The 21,752-nt window shown below is 32.0% G+C and carries 20 protein-coding genes; 5 read left to right on the top strand and 15 right to left on the bottom strand.

Going from position 1 to position 21,752, the window contains the following annotated elements; all coding sequences use genetic code 11:
* Positions 1–22: 22 nt before the first annotated feature.
* Positions 23–421, bottom strand: a complete 399-nt coding sequence (locus tag AB8B52_RS09095) for a hypothetical protein (RefSeq protein ID WP_406027321.1) — start codon at positions 419–421, stop codon at positions 23–25.
* A gap of 41 nt (positions 422–462) precedes the next feature.
* A complete protein-coding gene (locus tag AB8B52_RS09090; protein WP_406027319.1) occupies positions 463–861 on the bottom strand; it encodes a helix-turn-helix domain-containing protein in 399 nt (132 codons plus the stop codon).
* Between the two features lie 303 nt (positions 862–1,164).
* Between AB8B52_RS09090 and AB8B52_RS09085 the strand changes: the two genes are divergently transcribed.
* The 4 genes from AB8B52_RS09085 to AB8B52_RS09070 all read left to right on the top strand — a co-directional run bounded on the left by AB8B52_RS09085 (position 1,165) and on the right by AB8B52_RS09070 (position 3,990).
* Positions 1,165–2,310: a M14 family zinc carboxypeptidase gene (locus AB8B52_RS09085; protein WP_406027317.1), complete on the top strand. Its 1,146-nt coding sequence runs from the start codon at positions 1,165–1,167 to the stop codon at positions 2,308–2,310.
* Between the two features lie 75 nt (positions 2,311–2,385).
* Entirely contained in the window at positions 2,386–2,865 is a 480-nt protein-coding gene (locus AB8B52_RS09080) for an Lrp/AsnC family transcriptional regulator (RefSeq protein ID WP_406027315.1), read from the top strand.
* 70 nt (positions 2,866–2,935) lie between these two features.
* Positions 2,936–3,454, top strand: coding sequence for a DinB family protein (locus AB8B52_RS09075; RefSeq protein WP_406027313.1), 519 nt, complete (start codon positions 2,936–2,938; stop codon positions 3,452–3,454).
* 131 nt (positions 3,455–3,585) lie between these two features.
* Complete coding sequence (locus AB8B52_RS09070; protein WP_406027311.1) at positions 3,586–3,990, top strand: hypothetical protein; 405 nt, start codon at positions 3,586–3,588, stop codon at positions 3,988–3,990.
* Between the two features lie 56 nt (positions 3,991–4,046).
* Here AB8B52_RS09070 and aroB read toward each other — a convergent pair whose 3' ends face one another.
* Entirely contained in the window at positions 4,047–5,117 is a 1,071-nt protein-coding gene (aroB, locus tag AB8B52_RS09065; RefSeq protein WP_406027309.1) for a 3-dehydroquinate synthase, read from the bottom strand.
* Positions 5,118–5,213: 96 nt separating this feature from the next.
* Here aroB and AB8B52_RS09060 point away from each other — a divergent pair, with 96 nt between their 5' ends.
* Positions 5,214–6,386, top strand: a complete 1,173-nt coding sequence (locus tag AB8B52_RS09060; RefSeq protein WP_406027307.1) for a proline dehydrogenase family protein — start codon at positions 5,214–5,216, stop codon at positions 6,384–6,386.
* Between the two features lie 121 nt (positions 6,387–6,507).
* Here AB8B52_RS09060 and AB8B52_RS09055 read toward each other — a convergent pair whose 3' ends face one another.
* The 12 genes from AB8B52_RS09055 to AB8B52_RS09000 form a co-directional block, all read right to left on the bottom strand.
* A complete protein-coding gene (locus tag AB8B52_RS09055; protein WP_406027306.1) occupies positions 6,508–7,635 on the bottom strand; it encodes a polysaccharide deacetylase family protein in 1,128 nt (375 codons plus the stop codon).
* 19 nt (positions 7,636–7,654) lie between these two features.
* Positions 7,655–10,033, bottom strand: a complete 2,379-nt coding sequence (locus AB8B52_RS09050; protein ID WP_406027304.1) for a GumC family protein — start codon at positions 10,031–10,033, stop codon at positions 7,655–7,657.
* A 16-nt stretch (positions 10,034–10,049) separates the two neighbouring features.
* A complete protein-coding gene (locus AB8B52_RS09045) occupies positions 10,050–10,820 on the bottom strand; it encodes a polysaccharide biosynthesis/export family protein (RefSeq protein WP_406027302.1) in 771 nt (256 codons plus the stop codon).
* A gap of 44 nt (positions 10,821–10,864) precedes the next feature.
* A complete protein-coding gene (locus AB8B52_RS09040; protein WP_406027300.1) occupies positions 10,865–12,760 on the bottom strand; it encodes a polysaccharide biosynthesis protein in 1,896 nt (631 codons plus the stop codon).
* Positions 12,754–13,881 carry a DegT/DnrJ/EryC1/StrS family aminotransferase gene (locus AB8B52_RS09035; RefSeq protein WP_406027298.1) on the bottom strand — a complete coding sequence of 376 codons (1,128 nt, stop codon included), beginning with the start codon at positions 13,879–13,881 and terminating at the stop codon, positions 12,754–12,756. The genes AB8B52_RS09040 and AB8B52_RS09035 overlap by 7 nt, the downstream gene beginning before the upstream one ends.
* Positions 13,882–14,301: 420 nt before the next feature.
* A complete protein-coding gene (locus AB8B52_RS09030; protein WP_406027296.1) occupies positions 14,302–14,916 on the bottom strand; it encodes a sugar transferase in 615 nt (204 codons plus the stop codon).
* 8 nt (positions 14,917–14,924) lie between these two features.
* Entirely contained in the window at positions 14,925–16,061 is a 1,137-nt protein-coding gene (locus AB8B52_RS09025) for a glycosyltransferase family 4 protein (RefSeq protein ID WP_406027295.1), read from the bottom strand.
* A gap of 6 nt (positions 16,062–16,067) precedes the next feature.
* Entirely contained in the window at positions 16,068–17,972 is a 1,905-nt protein-coding gene (gene asnB, locus AB8B52_RS09020) for an asparagine synthase (glutamine-hydrolyzing) (RefSeq protein WP_406027293.1), read from the bottom strand.
* A gap of 12 nt (positions 17,973–17,984) precedes the next feature.
* Positions 17,985–19,136, bottom strand: a complete 1,152-nt coding sequence (locus tag AB8B52_RS09015) for a glycosyltransferase (protein WP_406027291.1) — start codon at positions 19,134–19,136, stop codon at positions 17,985–17,987.
* 6 nt (positions 19,137–19,142) lie between these two features.
* Positions 19,143–20,225 carry a glycosyltransferase gene (locus AB8B52_RS09010; RefSeq protein WP_406027289.1) on the bottom strand — a complete coding sequence of 361 codons (1,083 nt, stop codon included), beginning with the start codon at positions 20,223–20,225 and terminating at the stop codon, positions 19,143–19,145.
* Positions 20,218–21,156 (bottom strand): ATP-grasp fold amidoligase family protein, encoded by a 939-nt coding sequence (locus AB8B52_RS09005; RefSeq protein WP_406027287.1) that lies wholly within the window; start codon positions 21,154–21,156, stop codon positions 20,218–20,220. The genes AB8B52_RS09010 and AB8B52_RS09005 overlap by 8 nt, the downstream gene beginning before the upstream one ends.
* A complete protein-coding gene (locus AB8B52_RS09000) occupies positions 21,149–21,730 on the bottom strand; it encodes a serine O-acetyltransferase (RefSeq protein ID WP_406027285.1) in 582 nt (193 codons plus the stop codon). Before AB8B52_RS09000 ends, AB8B52_RS09005 begins: the two co-directional genes overlap by 8 nt.
* Positions 21,731–21,752: the final 22 nt, after the last annotated feature.

Genomic DNA, 21,752 nt, shown 5'->3' with positions numbered 1-21,752 from the left:
AATGCAATAATGGAACTGCTGATTATATTTGCTGCTTCATCACTCTTACCGCAATCCCTTTTTCTGTATTTGTAGGTTTGTTAGGGCGTTTTGCTGCTAATTTATATTCAAATAGATAAGAATCTTCTGTGGTTGACAATATTTTGATATGAATGGCATCTTTTTCACCATTGGTCGTAGGGTGTAATTTTTTCAGTACAAACTCACAATCATTGATCCAACGCAGTGAGGAAGAATCTGCCTTACCTTCATTATAATCGATATTATAGTTTTCAGTGCGTTTAAAACGTGAGGTTTGCTCAACACCATCTAATTGATAGGTAAATTCAAAAGTTCCAGTTTTAAAATCTGAACAATTACGCTCAACCGTGTAGCAACTTGTGAGCAATAATAAGCCGAGTAATGCAAGACATACCTTCATATCAATCTTTTTTGCAAAGATAATACATAGCCTAATAATTATTAAGGCTTATAACTTTTAAAAGTACCGTTTTTGTAAAAGATGACGATTTTTTCGATTTCAGAATCAGACATCGTATCTAAAGCAGAATCCAATATGGCGCTCGGCTTCGGAATTTGAGATTTTTGAATTTTCTTTTCAATATTAGAATTTGGAGATTTGGAAATTTTTGCATCATTCGGAAATTGACCTTTGCCATTCATAAGCCAATACAATTCCACCTCAGGATAGGAGTGGAGTACCTTCATTACAAAATCTAAACTTGGCTTGTTTCTGCCACTTAAAATATGCGAAATACTAGAGCGTTGTACTCCAATTTTTTCTGCAAAACTAGAGGCTGTTTCATTGTGAAAATCAATCACTTTTTGAAGGCGCTTTGTAAAATCAACAGAGTTTATCATTGTAAACTTAAAATTTGGTGCTTTAGTGTTACAAATGTAGCACAATTCTGTGTTGAATCTATTATGAGCTTTGTTTTATTTAAACATATATTAAACTAATAGTTTGATTTTTTAATTTAAAATATTGATAATAAGTATTTTATTTAAATTTTTATATTCGTATTGAATTATCTGTAAATCCCATATCATAAAATCTATTTTTTCTGGGTATCCATGTTTAACATTGTAACAAATGTGATGAATTCTGCTGTTTACAAATGTAAAAAATCAAATGATTACATTTGTAACCACTAAAAAAAGCATATGGATTTAGAGTTTATGAATAGCGTTTTTTTATCGGTAAAAACATCCGAATTACACGGTCGTTATATTACCAATAGTCATATTGAAAAGTGTTTAGAAAAATTACCGAAATCTCATATTTCAGTGCTTGGTTATTCTGTAGAAGAACGACCAATTTATAGTTTGAAATTTGGACATGGATCCATCAAAATATTACTTTGGTCGCAAATGCATGGTAACGAATCGACATCGACCAAAGCGCTTTTTGATATATTTAATTTGTTTGATTCTAAAAATGAAGAAGCAAATTATATTTTAGACCGCTGTACTTTAGTCGTGATTCCGATATTAAATCCTGATGGTGCGCAAAAATACACACGTCTCAATGCCAATCTTGTCGATTTAAATAGAGATGCACAAGATTTGAGTCAGCCAGAAAGCCAAATTCTGCGACAGATTTATGACGACTTTCAACCAGACTATTGTTTTAACCTTCATGGACAACGCACCATTTTTAGTGCTGGACTTACAAATAATATTGCGACCTTATCGTTTTTATCTCCTTCGCAAGATAAAGAGCGTTCCCAAACATCAAATAGAAAGGCAGCTATGGCAATTATAGCCAAAGTAAATGATTTATTACAAACCGAACTGCCTGATAGTACAGGACGATACGATGATAGTTTTAATTTGAATTGTGTTGGAGATACTTTTCAGAGTTTTGGTGTACCGACTTTACTATATGAGGCTGGTCATTATGCAAATGATTATGATAGGGAAGAGGTGCGACGTTTTATGTTTACAGCTATTCTTAAAGGGCTCAGCGTTATTGCTAAAGGTTTTGAGTTAGAAGATTATAAGGATTACTTTGGTATTCCTGAAAATGATAAGTGTTTTTATGATGTTATTATTAGAAATGTAAAACGCAGTCCATCTGATTTAGAGCTTGTAGATATTGGTGTTCAATATAATGAAGTATTAAAGGGTGAAAATTTAGATTTTATACCCAAGATTAAAGAAATTTCGAAACAGATTTCTAAGTTTGGTCATAAAGAAATTGATGCTAAAGGTATGTTGTTAGAACCTGTAGAAAATTTGATGTTAACTATAGATAGCGAAATCGTTTTCGCACTGCTAAATAATGAAAGAATCTCATTAAAACCTTGAAATTATTCAATATTTAAGCATAATTCTTAGTGTAAATGTTTTATTTTTGAATTTACGTTAATAAAAACACGATTTATGGCAAAGTTTAAACTAGACGAAGTTGATCACCAAATACTCGATATGCTTATCGACAACACACGTATTCCATTTACAGATATTGCAAAAAAGTTATTGATTTCTGCTGGGACTGTTCATGTGCGTGTTAAGAAGATGGAAGAAGCAGGTATTATTAAGGGTTCATCATTAACCTTAGACTATCAAAAATTAGATTATTCATTTATCGCTTATGTCGGTGTTTATCTTCAAAATACGTCACAAACTAAATTTGTTTTAGAGCGTATTTATGATATTCCTTACGTAACAGTTGCACATATTACAACCGGAAAGTTTAATATTTTCTGTAAAATTAGAGCAAAAGATACCATGCATGCCAAGGAAATTATTTTTCTTTTAGATGATATTGAAGGGGTTTACAGAACGGAAACTATGATTTCGTTAGAAGAAAGCCTTAACGACAAAAAACGTTTAATGCATACCATTTTTAACGAATTGTAATTGCACAATTTATAGTCACAAAAGCCCTTTGTTACAATGATGAAGGGCTTTTTTAATAAACGCTATTTTCATGAATTCAGATCTATTAAATTCCAACGAATACCATCCTTATTATAAGGCTTATATCGATAAAGCCATTTCAACATCAGACATTGTTGAAGCTTTAAAACAGAACTTAGAGATTGTGATGGCATTCTATTCTGAAATTCCAACAGAAAAACAGCATTACGCTTATGCTGCTGGAAAATGGACGATACAAGATATTTTGCTTCATATGATTGATACTGAGCGTATTTTTGCCTACAGAGCTTTGCGTATTGCACGGAAAGATAAAACACCAATGCTTGGTTTTGAGCAAGACGACTATGTTCCATACGGTTTTGCATCTACGCGAACTTTAGAAAGTCTTTTAGAAGAGTATAAGGCAGTAAGGCAAGCTACAATAGCCTTGTTTAGTAGTTTTGGTGCGGAGACGCTATTGGAAATAGGAGAGGCGAGTGGTTCACCATTTTCTGTAAGAGCATTAGGTTATATCATTGTGGGTCATGAGAATCATCATAATGAGGTGATACAAGAGCGTTATCTTTAATTTATGAAATTAGCATTTGTCTCTTTTTACACATTAAATTTTAAATGACATCCAAAAACCGAATAGTCAAGCTAATTTTAATTATATTTTTTATTTTAATTGGGATAAGTGCTTTACTTAGTTCAATATATTTGGTAAGACCGAGTGTTTTTGGTATCGGCTGGGCTGGTGGAAAAATGAATTTATTAGAGGTGGTTTGGAGATGGAAAGGTGTTATTTTAATTTCAATTTATTCTATTATAGCAACTATTGGGCTTATCAAGAACAGTAAAATAGGAATCATATTTGGATATACTATTTCTGTTTTCATTTTTATATACTTTTTGGTTCATTATTGTGTCTATCCCTTGAAAATTGATAACCAAATACCAGTAAGGCAATTGATATGGATGATCTCATTTTTAGGTTTGTTTATTTTGCTTTTTTATGGACTTACTATTTTAAGAAAAGCAATAACTGAATTTAAATTAAAGGACTATATCACTGGTGCTATGTTATTAATAATGATGTTAGCATTCTTTAATTTATTGATTTGACTGAAAAGAGATAAGAGTACCTTACTTATTTATTTTATTAAGTATTACAATTTCTATTAACCAGCATAATACTCAAAAGCTTCTAAAATAAAATCATTACTAACCACACAATCTATTTTTGGTTGACCAATAGCTTCAAGCAATACAAATTTCACAACTCCGTGGCTGTTCTTTTTATCATACTTTAACAAGTCGATGATGCTATTTTGGTCTTGTTTGGTGATGTCAACTTTAGAAAACGTTTTTAAGATACCTGTTGTAATATCCTCTAAATCTTCAAGAGATAATCCACAAACTTTTGTCGATAAATAGCTTTCTAAAATCATGCCTATGGCAATAGCTTCACCATGAAGTAAAGGGGTTTTATCAGCATTCTCTAGGAAGTAACTTTCTAGAGCATGACCTAAGGTATGACCGAAATTTAGTATTTTTCTTAAGCCTTGTTCTGTAGGATCGGATGTCACTACTGTATTTTTTATAATTATAGAATCGTAAATTAATTGATCTAAATCTGAGAGGTCTAATTTTTCTAAATGGGTTAAGGTGTGCCAATAGTCTTTGTCATATATTAAACCGTGTTTTAGCATTTCTGCAAAGCCAGAAACCATTTCATTTTGAGGTAAAGTATCTAAAAAAGACGTGTCTACACCAACCATTTTACCTTCGTTGATAACTCCGACCTGATTTTTTAAAGTTCCCAAATCTACTCCTGTTTTTCCGCCAACAGAAGCATCAACCATGGCTAATAAGGAAGTCGGAATGTTGATATAAGTTATACCTCTCATGTATGTGCTTGCTACAAAACCTCCTAAATCTGTAACAACACCACCACCTAAATTAATCATGAGACTTTTTCGGTCTGCGTTATATTCAGATAAGGCTTCCCAAACACCTGAGCAAATATCGATACTTTTGTGTTCTTCTCCATTTGGCATTTCCATAACTTCAATAACGATATCTTCAGATTCTAAACGTTCTAAGAATTTTGGTAAGCAATAATCGTGAGTATTGGTATCTACCAGAATAAAAATAGTAGACGGTTTGGATGTTTTTATATACGTGTTTAACGCGGTATATACCTCATTATTAAAGAAAACCGTTGCGTTTTTCGTTGAAATAGAATTCATAAAAGAAATTGCCTAAGTTAGAGTTGTGAAAATACTTCCTTTTTAGAAAAAAAGTAAACCTATTAATAAATATCTTTGCATTTATATACTTAGCTAATGATTGATCGCTCACTATTTGAGAACACAGGTACGGCTTTTACATTAAAGTCTGATTCAGAACTAGAACGTGCCTATTTTTTATTTAAAATGATTTCTTCGCAGCCTTTGGTTCGCATTGGCACAGCGGCTACAAATTTTGCTTTAAAAGCCAACTTACCTGTAGAAGGATTGATACGCTCTACTGTTTTCGATCATTTTTGTGGTGGTGTAAATGAAGATGATTGTTTACCAGTTATTGATAAATTATTTACTAAGCGCGTGAGCTCTGTTTTAGATTATTCGGTTGAAGGTAAAGCAGAAGAAAATCAATTTGATAACGCTCTAGAGAAAATTTTAAAAATTATTGACTTCTGCGATGAAAGAGAGGCGATGCCAATTGTGGTGTTTAAACCAACTGGTTTTGGACGTTTTTTACTTTATCAAAAAAAGACAGCAGGTATCGATTTAACCGATGAAGAAACTGCAGAATGGGAGAGGATTGTAGGACGATTTGATGCGGTTTGTAAATTAGCTAAAGCAAAAGATGTTGAAGTCTTAATTGATGGCGAGGAAAGTTGGATGCAAGATGCAGCTGATGATTTAGTAGAGGAAATGATGCGTCGTTATAATAAAGACGCTACCATAGTTTATAATACCTTACAGCTATACCGTTGGGATCGGGTAGATTATTTAAAAAATTTGCACCAACGTGCTATTGAAGGAAATTTTAAAATAGGAATGAAGATTGTAAGAGGTGCCTACATGGAAAAGGAGCGCGAGCGTGCTTTAGCCAAAGGTTACGAGTCACCAATTTGTGAAAGTAAAAAAGTCACTGACGATAATTTTAATGAGGCTTTGAGTTACATGTTGGCTCACCTGGATAAAATGTCTTTATTTATCGGTACGCATAACGAGGAAAGTTGTTATTTAGCTATGGAGCTAATGGAAACTCATGATATTTCTAAAGACGACAACAATATCTGGTTTGGTCAATTATATGGCATGAGCGACCATATTAGCTTTAATTTGGCTGCTCAAGGTTATAATGTAGCTAAATATATTCCATTCGGTCCTGTTAAAGATGTGATGCCTTATTTAATTAGAAGGGCAGAGGAAAATACTTCGGTTTCCGGACAGACGAGCCGAGAACTCACACTAATAAAGTCAGAGCGCAAACGACGTAAGTTATGATTTTTAGTTCCTCATTATTTTGTTAGGTATTTAGTCGAGATATTGACAACTTAGAGCTGTATCATCTATTGTAACAAAAATGAATAATGCAGATATTCTAAAAAATGAATTATATCTATGGCTAAGAAATTTTATCGCGAATTAAAAGAAGTAATTTTCTGAATCGATATTTATATTTATTAATGGTGTCCCCTTCATGAAACTTGAATAAAGTAACTAAGAATTGAGAATTTTTTATGTAATGATCTCTAGAAGGCGTTTGTATAAAAGACGTCATTGCATTTCTACTTATAATACCAATACCATTTATATTTAGTGATTTTACTTTATTTGCTGATGCAGTCATTGCAACATAACCGCCCTCTTTAGCTACATCAACACTAATTTGATTAAATCCTCCACCTGGCCAACAAATAAAATCTGCAGGCTTATTAAGCTTTTCTTCAATAATTCTTTTGCTTTCAGACAAGTCATAAATATAGCGATCGCGCATGTCTTTTTCTGACTCAATTTGTCCTGGCATTTCATTGAGTTTATTATTTAACCTATTGATAAACTCTTTTTTATTGATTTTATCTCCGACTTTAGAATATTCATTAATTGAATATTCAATAAATTTTTCATTAGGAATGTATCTACGAACTCTTAGAGCTCTATCAAATTCAAAAATAGGGAAGCCTGTTTTAACAAACTTAGATTGATCTTCATTTATATAATAGGGTTTTCTTTTAGGCTGTGATAGCCAAGGTAACCAATTATATTTTGGTTGACCTGTATAGATATCTACAATTTTATTAGAGTGGAAATAAAAGTTATGACTCATGCTATGAGATTGGATATCAAATACACCTGATTTTTGTAAAAAATCAAGCTCTGCCCAATTCAAAAACCCAAGTTTAGTTAGTTTGGATTTATCAATTTTATTATTCCATACATCTTCCAAGCTTGGTCTAATTTCAGTACCTTCTTGAACAAATTCTGGATTGATAAAGATAATGCCTTTAAGACCATGTTTTTTTAGTATAGGATAAGCATACACTAAGTTATCTAAGTACCCATCGTCAAAAGTAAGTGCTACATTCTTTTTAGCATTTGGATCTTCAACCCAAGAATCTAGAAATACAGTTTGATAGTTATTATTAACTAAATGTTTGCAGAAATTTTCAAAATGCTCTATTGAAATAGAAAGCCATCTTCTATACCAATCTTCATTTTCACATCCAACACTATGAAACATTAAGGTTTTCATAAATAATATTTTTTGAAGTTTACTTGTTTTTTGAAAAAAAGCTATACCATTTCTTTTTCTTGTTGGGATTATTTCCGTAACCATAACCGTAGCCATAACCACCATAGCCTTTATTGCCTAATTTAATTCCGTTAAGTAGCATCGTTAATTTAGGTAATCTCTCTTGTTTATACAAAGGTTCCGCAACATGCTTCAGTAAGCGCTTGTCAATATTATCTACACTTACTACATAAACAAAGATATCGGCTAGATGAGAAATAAGTAAGGTGTCACTAACAATACCAACAGCAGAAGTATCTGCAATAATATAATCGTATTTAGAATCAAAATAATCAAACAGGTCTAGAACACGTTCACTCATTAACAACTCCGATGGATTTGGAGGAATAGTACCAGAATGAATAATGTCTAAAAATTCATTCTCTTTGTGCTTTATAACCACATCCTGAGGCTTAATAGACTTGTCTGCTAAATAGTCTGAAAGTCCTTGTTTAGGTTGGTCTATTAAATTTAAATACTCCAACAGTTTAGGTACTCGAATATCAGTTTCAATTAAAAGAACAGATTTACCTGAAAAGGCAATTGAAGTTGCTAAGTTACTACTAGTGTGTGACTTTCCTTCTTGTGGAATTGTGGATGTAATAAATATTTTTTTAGAGCGTCCTTTAACGTTTCTCAACATAAAATCAATATTGGACTTTACAATTCTAAACGCTTCTGCTTTGGGAGAATAATCAACTTTCTTGACTAATTTTTGACGTTTGTTACCTTTTGGAATGTCTCCTAAATAAGGAATGTTTAAAAGATTAACTAAGTCCTCTTTTCTATAGAGTTTAGTATTAAGTAAATCTACAACATATATAAACCCTATAGGAAACATTAATCCTAGAATTAACGCTGCCATATATGTTATTACAACGTTGGGTGCTACAGGTTTGTATGATGAATGTGCATTGTCAACAATCTTTGCTATAGGCGAATACATTCCCAAGCTAATAGCTGATTCTTCTTTCTTTTGTAGTAAATATAAATACAATGATTCTTTGATACCTTGCTGTCTTTTTATGTCTGTAAACTGTCTAGCTTTTGTAGGCGCTTGATAGAGTTGTCCTCGTATTCTAGCATTTTCTCTGTTTAAATTGTTGAGTGTAAGTTGCGAGGTTTCCTTGATACTATTTATGGAACTCTGTAGACTTTGTTTAACCTCGGCAATTTGATTATTTAGTTGAACAACTATAGGATTTTTTTTTGTAGAATTTCGTAATAAATAATCGCGTTGCGCAACGAGATCGTTATGAGTTTTAATTACTTGAGTGGTGTTGCCATCTCCAATCCCGATTTCTGAAGGGAGCATATCACTAGTTCTATCTTTTCTATTCAACTCGTCTTCTATAAAAGTTGCCAATTGAATATTATTTGTTGTCGCCGAAATTTGAGCCTGTAATTGTTGTCCGCTTTGTAAATTAATGTTGTCTTGTGAGCTTAGAGCGGTTAGGTTATTCTTTTTTTGCAATTGCTCGGCAGTGTAATCAACATTTTCTAGTTCCTCAGAAACTTTTTGAAGTCTATTATTAATAAAATCTGAGGTAACTTTAATCACCTCTTCCTTATCTAATAATACATCCTTATTATATTCTAAAATGAGTTGATCTAAATAGTCTACAGCTTTTTGAGCAACACTTTCCTCTAGTTCTAGTTTAATAACACTAGATCCTTTTTCAGTTGAGATTTTGACTTTTGAAGTATAGCTATTAACTAAACTAGTAACAGGACTTATAGTTAGTTTATAGTTACTTCCTATGTTTGGAGCATGCAGTCCAACCTCAGGAACAAGCACAAATCCGCCATAACTTGTTTCTATTTTATCACCAAATGTATAGACCTTACCGTCCTTATTGTCTCTATCGATGAGGGATTTACCATCGTCTTTAAACAATATAAATTCTGTTTTAGACTTTACTTTAATAAAAATAGTGGCTTTTATTTTGCTTATAATAGAGTCACTTTTAAAAAAGCTAATCTTAATTGGTGGGTTTTCGTATAATTCCTTTTCTTTTATTTTTCCTTCTGCAAAACAACGAATGTTTAACCCTAATGTTTTTATTATATTTTCGGCAATAGTTCTAGATTGTATGATTTTAATCTCATCTTTTATTTTGTCGGTTCCTTGAGCAAACAAACCTTCTGCACTAAAATCCTCAATACTTGGTAATTTAGTGGCTTGTTTTTCATCTCTAATTTTAATAGTAGCACTCGCTTTGTACTGGTAGGTTGCATACCTAAGATATGAAAAGCCAAGTAGTATTGCTATTATAGCACATAAAAAAATTAACTTCCAATAAGAAAGAAATAACTCTACTTTTTGTTTTACATCGGTAGTTGCTGATTCGGATTCCATATGATACTTGATACAATTAATTTAATAAGAATACTGCAATGATAGTTGTTAATGTACCAATAGCGGAAATAAGAACACCATTATTTTGATTGTAAGTAGACGATCGCATTCTGGCTTTATTTGGTTCTACATAAATAACATCATTTTGTTGTAAATAGTATAATGGTGAATTAACGGTATTAATAGAGGTTAAATCGATACTTGCGAATTTCTTTTTACCATCAATTTCTCTGATTATAAGCACATTTTTACGTTTACCAAAAATTGTTAAGTCGTTGGCCATTCCTAGCGCTTCTAAAACTGTTACCCTTTCATCTTGAATAGTAAAAGTTCCTGGCCTAGCTACCTCACCGATTATAGTTACCGTAAAGTTTGCTAATCTCACATTAATAATTGGCTCTTTGGCGTATTCACTAATGCGCTCTGCAAGATATGCAGTTAATTGAGGTCTTGTAAGACCTGCAACTTTAATTTTTCCTAATACCGGAAAATCAATATTACCGTCGTAATCTACCAAGTATGTTTGAAGTTGCATTTGCCCTTGCATAGAGGTAGCATTATTACCTCCAGAAGAGCCTACTGTTAAATTAAATGGTGCAACTGTTTCTTGAAGAAATGCTGAGACATTAATGGTTAAAATATCATCTATTTTGTATGTCAATTGACCTGGTTCCGATGTTAAAACTCCTTTTTCAATTGGTTCATCCTGAAAATAAACGATGTTTTTTCGAGATGCACAAGACGTGCACATGGCAATGGTTAATATGGTGATTAAGAGAATTCGCATTTTCATTTTTAATATATATAAAGGTTAAGTAATAAGTATTTGATTTACTTTTTTGTGTCTAATACTTCGTAAGTAGAATTATTAGAGATATATTCAGGTATTAATTGTTTAATTGATGAGACTATTTCTAAAGGCTGTGTTAAGGAATTAATATCTGTTAATGTATTAATTTGTTTTTCAACAAAATCAATATCAACATGTCGTGACTTTGCAATCATAATTTTTTCATGATAGGTTTTCTTAGTGTTTTCACCATCTGCCAATAATTCTTCATAAATTTTTTCACCGGGTCTTAAGCCTGTAATTTTAATATCAATATCTTCAGGATAACGCAAACCAGACAAAATGATCATATTGGTTGCTAAATTAAAAATTTTAATAGGTTCACCCATATCGAATACAAAAATTTCTCCACCATTGCCCATAGCGGCTGCTTCAATTACGAGCTGGCAGGCTTCAGGTATGGTCATAAAATATCTTGTAATATCTTTATGTGTAACAGTTAATGGTCCACCTTTTTCAATCTGTTTTTTAAACAAAGGAATTACAGAACCGTTAGATCCTAAAACATTACCAAAGCGTGTGGTAATAAACTTTGTATGGCCTTTTCCTTTAAGGCAAGTGACATAAAGTTCTGCAATACGTTTGGTTGCACCCATTACATTTGTTGGGTTTACAGCCTTATCTGTTGAGATTAAAACAAATTTATCAACGCTATGTTTTACTGCAATATCAGCCACATTTTTAGTGCCTCCAATATTAACAGAAACCGCTTCAAATGGATTATTTTCCATTAAAGGTACATGCTTATAAGCGGCAGCATGAAACACAATTTTTGGCTTGTATTGATTGAAGATTTGGTCAATTCGTGTTCCGTTTCTTACATCGGCGACAATAGCATCTATATTTTCTAAGCCTTGCTGTCTAAATTCTTGTTGAATATCATAAAGTGCAGATTCTGCATTATCCACAAGAATCAGTTTTTTATAATTGTATAAGCTAACTTTTCTGCAAATTTCACTTCCTATTGATCCTGCAGCTCCCGTTATTAATATAACTTCGTTATCATACTGATCTTCTAAATCTGGATTTTTAATATTTATTGGATCTCTTCCTAAAAGATCTTCAATTTTAACTTCTTTGATCTGGCCAACACTTAAGTCGCCATCAATCCAACTTTGTACAGGTGGTACAATTTTAACTTTTAATCCAAGTGAAAAAAGATTTCCTGTAATTTGAAGTAATCTTGAAGGGTCAATATTCTGAATTGATATAATAACATCTTCAACCTGATTTTTTTCTATAAATTTTTTGTCAATGGTGTTGATATTATAAACTTTCAATAAGTTTATTTTCTTGCCTATTTTTCTTTCATCATCATCTATAAAACCGACAACTTCAACGCCATTTTTAGTGTCATTTTGAATGGCATCGTAGGTTAGCATTCCAGAATTTCCTGCTCCAAAAATTAATACATTAGAAATAGACTGAAAGTCTTGGGTGATATGGCTATAAAGAGATTTTATAAATAATTTGGCGCCAATTAAGAATAAAATATTCAATAATAAATGAATATAAACAATGGAACCAGAAATATCGAATAAGCTGCTATCATCCATGAATTTTCGACTCACAAACGTAAAGCAAATAAGAATTGTTGCCATGATATTAGCACCAATAATAATATTTACGATATCCTTAAATCCTGTAAACCGAACAACTCCTTTGTAAGTGCCAACGGCTATAAGGCTAATGCCTGCGACTACTACAACATAAGGAATTTGCTTTAAAACGAGTAGAAAATCAAAATCAATAATGAAGTTGAATCTAATTAAATAAGCCATAAAAAAGGTAACAACTACAACTGCAACGTCAAATAGTAGCACCATCCATTTAGAGGCATATTTTTCCGATATTTTATTTAGGAATTTAATTAGCATGTTACAAAGTACGCTTTTATTGCAGAAATTACTCTATCTAACTCGATATCAGTTAAATTTGATCCACTTGGTAAACATAGACCTCTTTCAAATAAATCATCAGATACACCATTTAGATATTGTGGAGCATCCTTAAAAATAGGTTGCTGATGCATGGGTTTCCACAAAGGTCTGGACTCTATGTTTTCCTCTTCTAATGATAATCTTAATCCTTCGCGTGTCTCTTTAGAGTCTAATAGTATGCAAGATAACCAACGGTTAGAAAAATAACCCTCAGGTTCATGTAAAAATGAAATTTCAGAAATGTCTTTAAAAGCATTCACATAAAATGTATGGTTAGAACGACGTTTTGCCACGTGGCTATCTAAAATAGTCATTTGTCCACGACCAATACCAGCTACGATATTAGACATTCTATAGTTATAACCAATATGAGAATGTTCGTAATGTGGAGCATTATCTCTTGCTTGTGTTGCAAGGAATACCGCTTTATTTTTATGTTCTAATGTCTTAGTAACAATGGCACCGCCACCAGAAGTGGTTATGATTTTATTACCATTAAATGATAATATCGAAAGATCACCAAAAGTTCCGCAATTGATGCCCTTATAAGTACTTCCGAGTGATTCTGCACTATCTTCTACGATTGGAATATCATATTTAGAAGCGACCCGATTTACTTCTTCAACTTTATAAGGCATGCCATATAAGTGAACGGCAATAATCGCTTTAGGCTTTTTTCCTTTTGCAATTCTATCTTTAATTGCAATTTCTAATTGTTCGGGACAAATATTCCAAGTGTCTTTTTCACTATCTACAAAAACAGGTGTTGCACCTTGGTAAGCAATAGGGTTTGCTGACGCTGAAAACGTCTTAGTTTGGCATATAACTTCATCTCCATGACTCACGCCTAACAAAATTAAGCATAAGTGTAATGCAGAAGTACCAGAAGCTAAAGCCGCTACATGTACATCTTCCTTAAGATAAGTTTCTAAATCACTTTCAAAGCCATTAACGTTTGGCCCTAAGGGTGCTACCCAGTTAGAATCGAATGCTTCTTTTATGTAAGAGAGTTCATTACCACTCATGTGTGGTGATGATAGCCATATTTTAGGTTTCATAGGTAAAATTGTTAAGTAACGGTTACTATTACTATTCAATTTCATGTCAATAGAGGGATCTGGGACACGATCAAATTATGGGATAAATATGCGTTAATTAGTTGACATAGCCCAAAATAAAACGATAAAAAGTAAATATTTACGTTATTGATTGTTATCTGTGAGATTGAAACAGTTAAATAAACTTAGAAAGTTGGTTATAAATACTTTAATATATGATATGGGTAGTTCAGCACAGCATGAAATTTAACCTGTTTTATCGCTAAAAAGCACTTAATAACTGCGTTGTTCTAACCAAAATAAATGCTAAAGCTTTAGTCGCATACTTGTTTGAAGTCTAGTCGATACATGACACCTTAAAATTAATCAAAAACATATATTATAAAGTTTAAGAATATTGTAATTGCTTTAGGGACTCTTTTAGTTTTTTGTTCCTGTAAACTCTGGCATATCAACATCTTCAGAACTATTAATATCTTTTCTATTAATTACCTTATCGATTGTTTTTAAGAGAATACGAACATCTAGTGATAAGGATTGATTTTCGACATAATACACGTCGTATTCGAATTTCTGTTCCCAACTTATGGTGTTTCTGCCATTAACTTGAGCCCAACCCGTAATACCAGGTAGAACATCATGTCTTTTGTTTTGGCGCTCGTTATAACGCTCTAAATAACGAGGTAATAGTGGACGTGGCCCAATAAGACTCATATCACCTTTGAGTATGTTTAATAATTGTGGTAATTCGTCTAAAGACAATTTTCTACAAATGTTCCCAACTTTAGTCACACGCTCTAATGCAGGCAGTAAATTACCATCAGCATCCGTTTTATCTGTCATAGTTTTAAACTTAATAATTGTAAATAACTTTCCATTTTTGCCTGTACGTGCTTGGTAAAAGAAAGGTTTTCCGTTATTAAGAATAAGAAGGCAGATCATTAACATCACAAATATTGGTGATATTACTAATAGACCAACAAACGCAGCAAAAAAATCGAAAAGACGCTTTGCAAAATTAGTATATAGTTTCATAGCATCACTTATATTTTTAGAACCCCTTTTATTAATTTTATTAAATCGTTGTTGATGATATTGACATCAAAACGTTCTTCGGCATATGTTCTACTGTTAATACCCATTTGTTTTATTTTATCAGGATTTGTGATAAAAAATTCCATGGGTTCTATTAAAGCCTCTAAGTTTTGAGGTTTAATAAGAAAACCATTTTCTCCTTCTTTTACAGCTTCTCGGCAGCCTACAGAATCCGTTGTTATAATTGGATTACCACAGGCACATGCTTCTAGCGTTGTTCTTGGTAAACCTTCTCTGTAATAACTTGGTAGCACAAAAACATCGTTATTGTGAAGATGTTCTTCAATGTTTGTTTGTCTTCCATGAAATACAATAATGCCTTCTTTATGCATAGCATTTAATTCATCTTCGCTAATTGCTGATGGAGACGTTTCTGGTGCGCCTATTAAATGAAATTCTGTTTGAGGATACTTAGCTTTTAATCGTTTAGCTGCTTCCAGATAAAGTGCAATGCCTTTTTCCTCAATTAATCTTGCAACTAACAGAAACTTTACTTGATCTACTGGGTTCTTTTCTTTAAATCTAAACTGATTAAGATTTACGCCAGAACCACTCACAAAATTTACAGGTTGTTGTTTAGAAATGACCTTTCGATCTAAAAATAATTGATAATCATCTTTATTCTGAAACACAATCATTTTATTCTTTCTAATAGAGAGTTTGTACAAGATTTCATTAAAACGTTGCAATGCTCTAGCTTTAGCTGAAAGGCCTGTAAAGGCATAGCCCAAACCTGTGATTAAAGAAATGACAGGTATTTTACAACTGTTCGCGGCCATAGAACCATAAATTACAGGCTTTACTGTATACGGAAAGACTAAATCTATTTTATTGTCTTTCATTATGGTTTTTAGTTCTTTAATCGATTTTAGATCATTTAAAGGATTAAGTCCAGTACGTTGCAGATTAAACTCAATAGGAGTAGCGCCAAAAGCATTAATTTTTTCTAAGTCGCTTTCTGTATAAGTTGGTGCCGCTGTAAATACCTTAAAACCATTTTCAACCATACTTTTAATAAAGTCACCTCTAAACCGTATGAGTGAGCCAGCAAAAGATGCAATAACGAGTATTCTTTTTTTATTCATCTCTATTTAGTTTTGTTTAAGGAAGTTGTACTTGTACCATTTTTGGAAACAGTAGTAAGACCATACCCTAAAAGTGCTATCTTTTTTACTATCTAAATGGTCATTTACTAATTTTGTAATTACTTCTACGTTAAATATGCCCTGAGATTTTAGTAATTTTGGATCAATATATTCTTCTAATTCTTTTCTAAGACTTTGTCTTAACCAATCTCCTGTAGGGCTTCCAAATCCACTTTTTCCTTTTTCTAAAAATTCTTCGGGAAACTGATCTCTAAAAGCTTCTTTTAAAATATGCTTCTTATTCCAGCCTTTCATTAAATAATTTTCCGGCAACGTATTGGTAAACTCCCATAAATCTTTGTTTAAAAAAGGAGCTCTACATTCTAAAGACGTCATCATGCTGGTTCTATCTACCTTTGCCAACATGCCACCTTCTAAACTTAATACTTTATCGACAAGCCTAAAATCAGTAAGCGTTTCTATCTTTTGTTTGCCTAAAACGTCTTTATATTCTTTAAAAATATCAACATCATAATAATCTGGTGACATAATTTCTGCCAATTGCGAACTTGTATTAGCTAAAGAAATAATATCCCAATAAAAATCACCATCGTGATCTATGGCATTTAATAATTTATTAATCTGAAACTTTCTCCCACGCGTGTCGTCCTTATCAACCAAATATTTGTTGCTTAACTTCGCTATGGTTTTATGAAGGCCTTTAGGCACTACACCTGTGTATTTTTTGTTCATTTTGCCAATGTAGTATTTGTTATAACCACCAAATACTTCATCACCACCATCTCCAGTTAAAGCAACCGTAACATGTTCTCTCGTTTTTTCAGATAATAAGTGCGTCGGTAGGGCAGCCGTATCTGAAAATGGTTCATCAAAATTGACTAAAATTTCGTGAATGTTATTTTTAAGATCATCTTCATCAATAATAAACTCATGATGATTACTGTCTAACATTTTAGCTACGACTCTAGATTTATCAGTTTCATCATAAGAGGCTTTTTTAAAACCGATAGAGAACGTATCAATTTTTTTGTCCGTGGATTGCGCTAAACACAATGAAATGATTGAAGAATCGACACCTCCAGATAAAAACGTCCCTAAACCAACATCTGCAATGGATCTGCTATCGACACTTTTGTAAACCAGATCTTTAGTTTTTGCTTTGGCATCATCAAAAGAAATATTAATCGCTTTTGGTTTTGGTTCTGCATTAATTTTATGAATGGTGGTTTGGTGCGTCGCTAAATCATACTCCATGTAGTGATTGGCTTCTAATTTATAAATATCTTCATAAATGGTGTGTGGAGCCGGAATGTAAGTCAATCTGAAATAAAGATTCAAACCTTTTTTTGAAATATTAGGAGTGAAATCTATAGTATTGATAATAGATTTTAACTCTGAAGCCCAAATGAACTCCTCATCTGTATGTGTGTAATACAATGGCTTTTCTCCAAAGAAATCGCGCGCAATAAAAAGTTTATTAATGTTTTTATCATAGATACTAAATCCGTACATGCCATCGAGCCACTGAAAGGATTCGACACCATATTTTTCGTAAGCTTTTAATATCACTTCGGTATCACTAGAGGTATTGAAGGTTACTCCTTCTCCTTCTAATTTTGCTTTAATGACTTTGTAGTTATAGATTTCTCCATTAAAAACGATTACAATTTGCTTATCGTCTGAAAAAATGGGTTGCTTTCCTGAAGATAAATCGATAATTGATAATCGTCGCATACCCATACCAACTGTAAATTGGTCATTTTCTTCCGAAAATAAACCGTCTTGATCTGGTCCTCTATGAATAATGAGATTATTCATGGAGTTAAGTATGCCTGTTACTTCGTCTTTATTTCGATTGGTTTTGGCTATGATGCCGTTAATTCCGCACATGGTATTCTTGTATTAATTCTGTATAAATTGGTTAAATTTTTTGTAGATACTATCTAACTGATATGCTTTGGAGCGTTGCAAACTTAATTTGCTGTATTTTTCTCGTTCTTCTGGGTTTTTATGGAAGTAGTCTAGCGCTTTACTTAATCCTACATGGTCATCATTATTAATCAATAGACCATATTTAGCAATAAAAAACTCTCCATTTTTAATAGTTACATCCTCATTTTCATTAAGTAATTCTAATGGACCAGATAAACAGTTGGTTGATATACTTGGTAAACCAATAGCCATGGCTTCTATTAATGCATTAGGAAATCCTTCGGTAAACGACGATAATACAAAACATTGACTTTCTAACAGATACTCATTAACGTTTTTTACTTTTCCTTTAAGAAAGACACTGTTTTCAAGTTGATTATCAGTTATTGCCTTGCTTAAAAAGTCGTTTAAATCACCACCTCCAAGAATTGAAAATTCGTATGCTAATAAAGATTCTTTTATGGCCTTAATAACCATAATTTGATTTTTTCTTTTGTTTAACGTACCAGCTGTAATTACTTTTAGTTTATCAACGCTTGTATTCAAAGATGCGGAGATAATAGTATTAGGAGGGATCTCAATAGGATTATAGATGACTTCCATCGGAATTTTAATTCCAAAATTATCCTTTAAATCCTTATTAATGTGATAAGAATTTGAAAATAGTTTATCGCAGCGGTTGTAAAATAGAGGGTAGAATATTTTAGAAATATAAAGTGATAATTTACTTGTTACGTTATCTGAAGGGAAACCGCGTTCGCTAATAATAGTTTTAAGATTCTTGTTTCGAGCAGCCACAATGCCATTTATTAAATTTGGCAGCGCCAAAAAGGCTATGGAAACACTAATGTTATTTCGCTTTATAAAACGGTTGTACGCAAAAATGAATTTTATAGTTTCAAAAAATTTGAGATAAAAAGGTCGGTTAGGCGCTTTGTTTGATAAAAATGTAACATTAACTTCTTCTGGTATAGGAAAATGAATTTCCTTATATAACAATACGAGATGTACATTATAATCTTTTACTAGTACCTTTAAAAGTAAGCTAATTACTTTTTCTGCGCCACCACTACCTAGAGCTATGCTTAAAATTGATATGTTTTTTTTAGAGTTATTTAGCACTACAAATTATTTTAAAATGTCAAAGAATAACTGTTCATAATCACCTATAATTTTATCCTTATTAAACTTTTTGTAGACTGATGCTCTAATCTCTTTTGGATTCCAAACTTTATTTTCTTGAAGTTTATTTAAGAATTCATCTTCATTTTCTACAATGAAACCATTTACACCATTGGTAACGATTTCCCTTGTTCCGCCTGGTGCGTTAAATGCGACTACTGGCAAACCAACGGCACAACTTTCTAATAGGGCATTTGGAAAACCTTCAGAATATGACCCTTGCAAAAACATATCGTGTTTAATCAAATGGCTAAACACATCGTCAGAATGTTCTATGTGCTTAACTTTGTCAGTGAGTTGAAGGTCTTCAATTTTTTTATGTATCTCTGCTTTACTTCCTCCATCGCCAATAATGGTAAACTCAAAAGGAATTGTAAGTCTGCTTAGAATATCTAAAAGTCTGGCTTGACCTTTTATTTTAGTCATTCTTCCGACCGTTATAAATCGCCTAACTCCATTGATTTGTCCGTTGTCTTGTTTTAAAAAATCGATCTGGGTTACTGGATTGTGAATAATTTTTATGTGTTTCTCATTAATCTTATAAATTTGAAGAAAATCGTTTTTCATGTCTAATGACTGACAGATAATATAATCGAGACTTTTAGTGCCTATTTGATCGGTATTTATAATAGATGAAATTAAAGATTTCTTTTTTTGCTTTTTGTATTTGGAAGCGACATTGGTAATTGTTGCGTGTCTTCCTATAAATTTTATCTTGGGAAAAAGCTTAGAGATTAAGCCCATCATAATGTTTAGGTGAGATATAGAACTCAAAACAATATTGGGTTTATGCTTAGCTAACAATTTTATTATTGTGAATACGCTAGATAACACACGTTCTTTGTTTAAATAAATGACTGATAAACCAGAAACGTCATATTTACTGTCTTTTTCAAATCCGATGACAACTAAGGAAACATCAAATTTTGTTTTATCCAAATTTTTAGATACAAAAGTGATAACGCGTTCAGCACCACCTGCAAACAAGGTTGGTAAAACAAAGAATATTTTAATTTTTTTATTATTCATTATTTAAATTTAAGAGCTGTCCAAATTTAAGATCACACCCTTCAGTTTTGAATTTCTGTGTTCCAGAGTGATGGTGAAACGTAATTTCACCAAAATAGATTTTCCCTTTTACTGCATAAAAATCAACTCTTGAATAAATAAAGTCCTTGGCTATAGTTTCAGCTAAACTTTTCATCTTTTCAAATAATTCTGGTTTTTCTTCCATCTCACCATTTTCATATTGCCAGACGCAAGGAATAAAATTCCAATTGGCATCGTATAAATTTCTTCTGCGATCACCAAAACGGGCAATATCTACGTGAACAAAGGCTAATTTTCCATTAAAACAATGAAATTTATAATCATTAGGAATTTCGCCATCTTCTGTAGTTAAAAGTTCTTCAACAATAACTCTCGGTTCAATGTTTTTATATTGCCACTCTCTAGTTGAATAGTAAAAATTATCTTTTAAACTGCGTTTAAATCTTTTTTGAACCTCAGGCCAATCTACCAAAGATTTATCTTTTACAATTTCATAACCTCCACTATCATGGTTGTTTTTAATAATAAAACTACAATCTGGAAAATTTTCTGGAATTAAATCAGATGGATTTTTTGTTTGATAGATGAGAGGAATTAAGTATTCTTTTCCAATTTTTTCTTCAACATAAGATCTAACGGTGTATTTATCTGCTACTAAGGTGTGTAGATCGTTTCTGTCATATAATTTTAACCAAGTTATTTTTTCATTTAATGTTTTAGGGTTGTCTAAATCAATAGAGTAACCCATATATCTTTTAAAATACCATTTTATAAATTGTTTATCTGGTATACATCTAATACCATATTCATAAACTTTATAAAAGGGCCTTAGTAAATGATAGCCTAGGTCAGAATTTCTATAGAAATTTGAAATTATTTCTCTCATTGTTTTTTTATCTGAATTACTCATGCCTTATTAATTTTTTTATATCAATATTACCTAATACCTTAGCAGGTATACCAGCTATCATTGTATTTTCTTCTTCAAAGGATTTATTTACTACCGCATTAGCACCTATAGCTGTATTGTTTGGGATTCTAATGTTACCAAATATTTTAGCACCTGGTGCAATATATACATTGTCTCCCAAAATAGGACCTTGTATTTCACCACCAGAAGCACCAATGTTAACGCAAGCATGCATTCTACAGTTGGCGCCAATTCTTGTGGTATAATTAATTATAATAGTACCATAATGCACTATTGAAAGCCCTGGGCCGAATATATTTATTGGAATAGAGAAATTAAGTTTTACCGAAATTGCTCGATATCGATATTTAATGTATAGTATATAAAGTTTGTAAATACCTTTATTTTTACAATTAACGTAATATTCTAGTTTTCTCATTCGTTTTTCAAAAGTCCAAACCGGATTTGGAAAAAGGAAGTTTTTTATTTTACTCGATATTGAATCGTTATATATCTCTAGAGCTATCCGATCACGTTCCAGATAATTAATATAATCAGTCTTATTTTTTATCATTTGTTTGCTAATTTAAATGGAG

This window comes from Winogradskyella sp., assembly GCF_045105575.1.
In the GTDB taxonomy this organism is placed as follows: domain Bacteria; phylum Bacteroidota; class Bacteroidia; order Flavobacteriales; family Flavobacteriaceae; genus Winogradskyella.
Note: the sequence above shows the minus strand (reverse complement) of the source record. Positions and strands in the feature narration are given on the sequence as shown.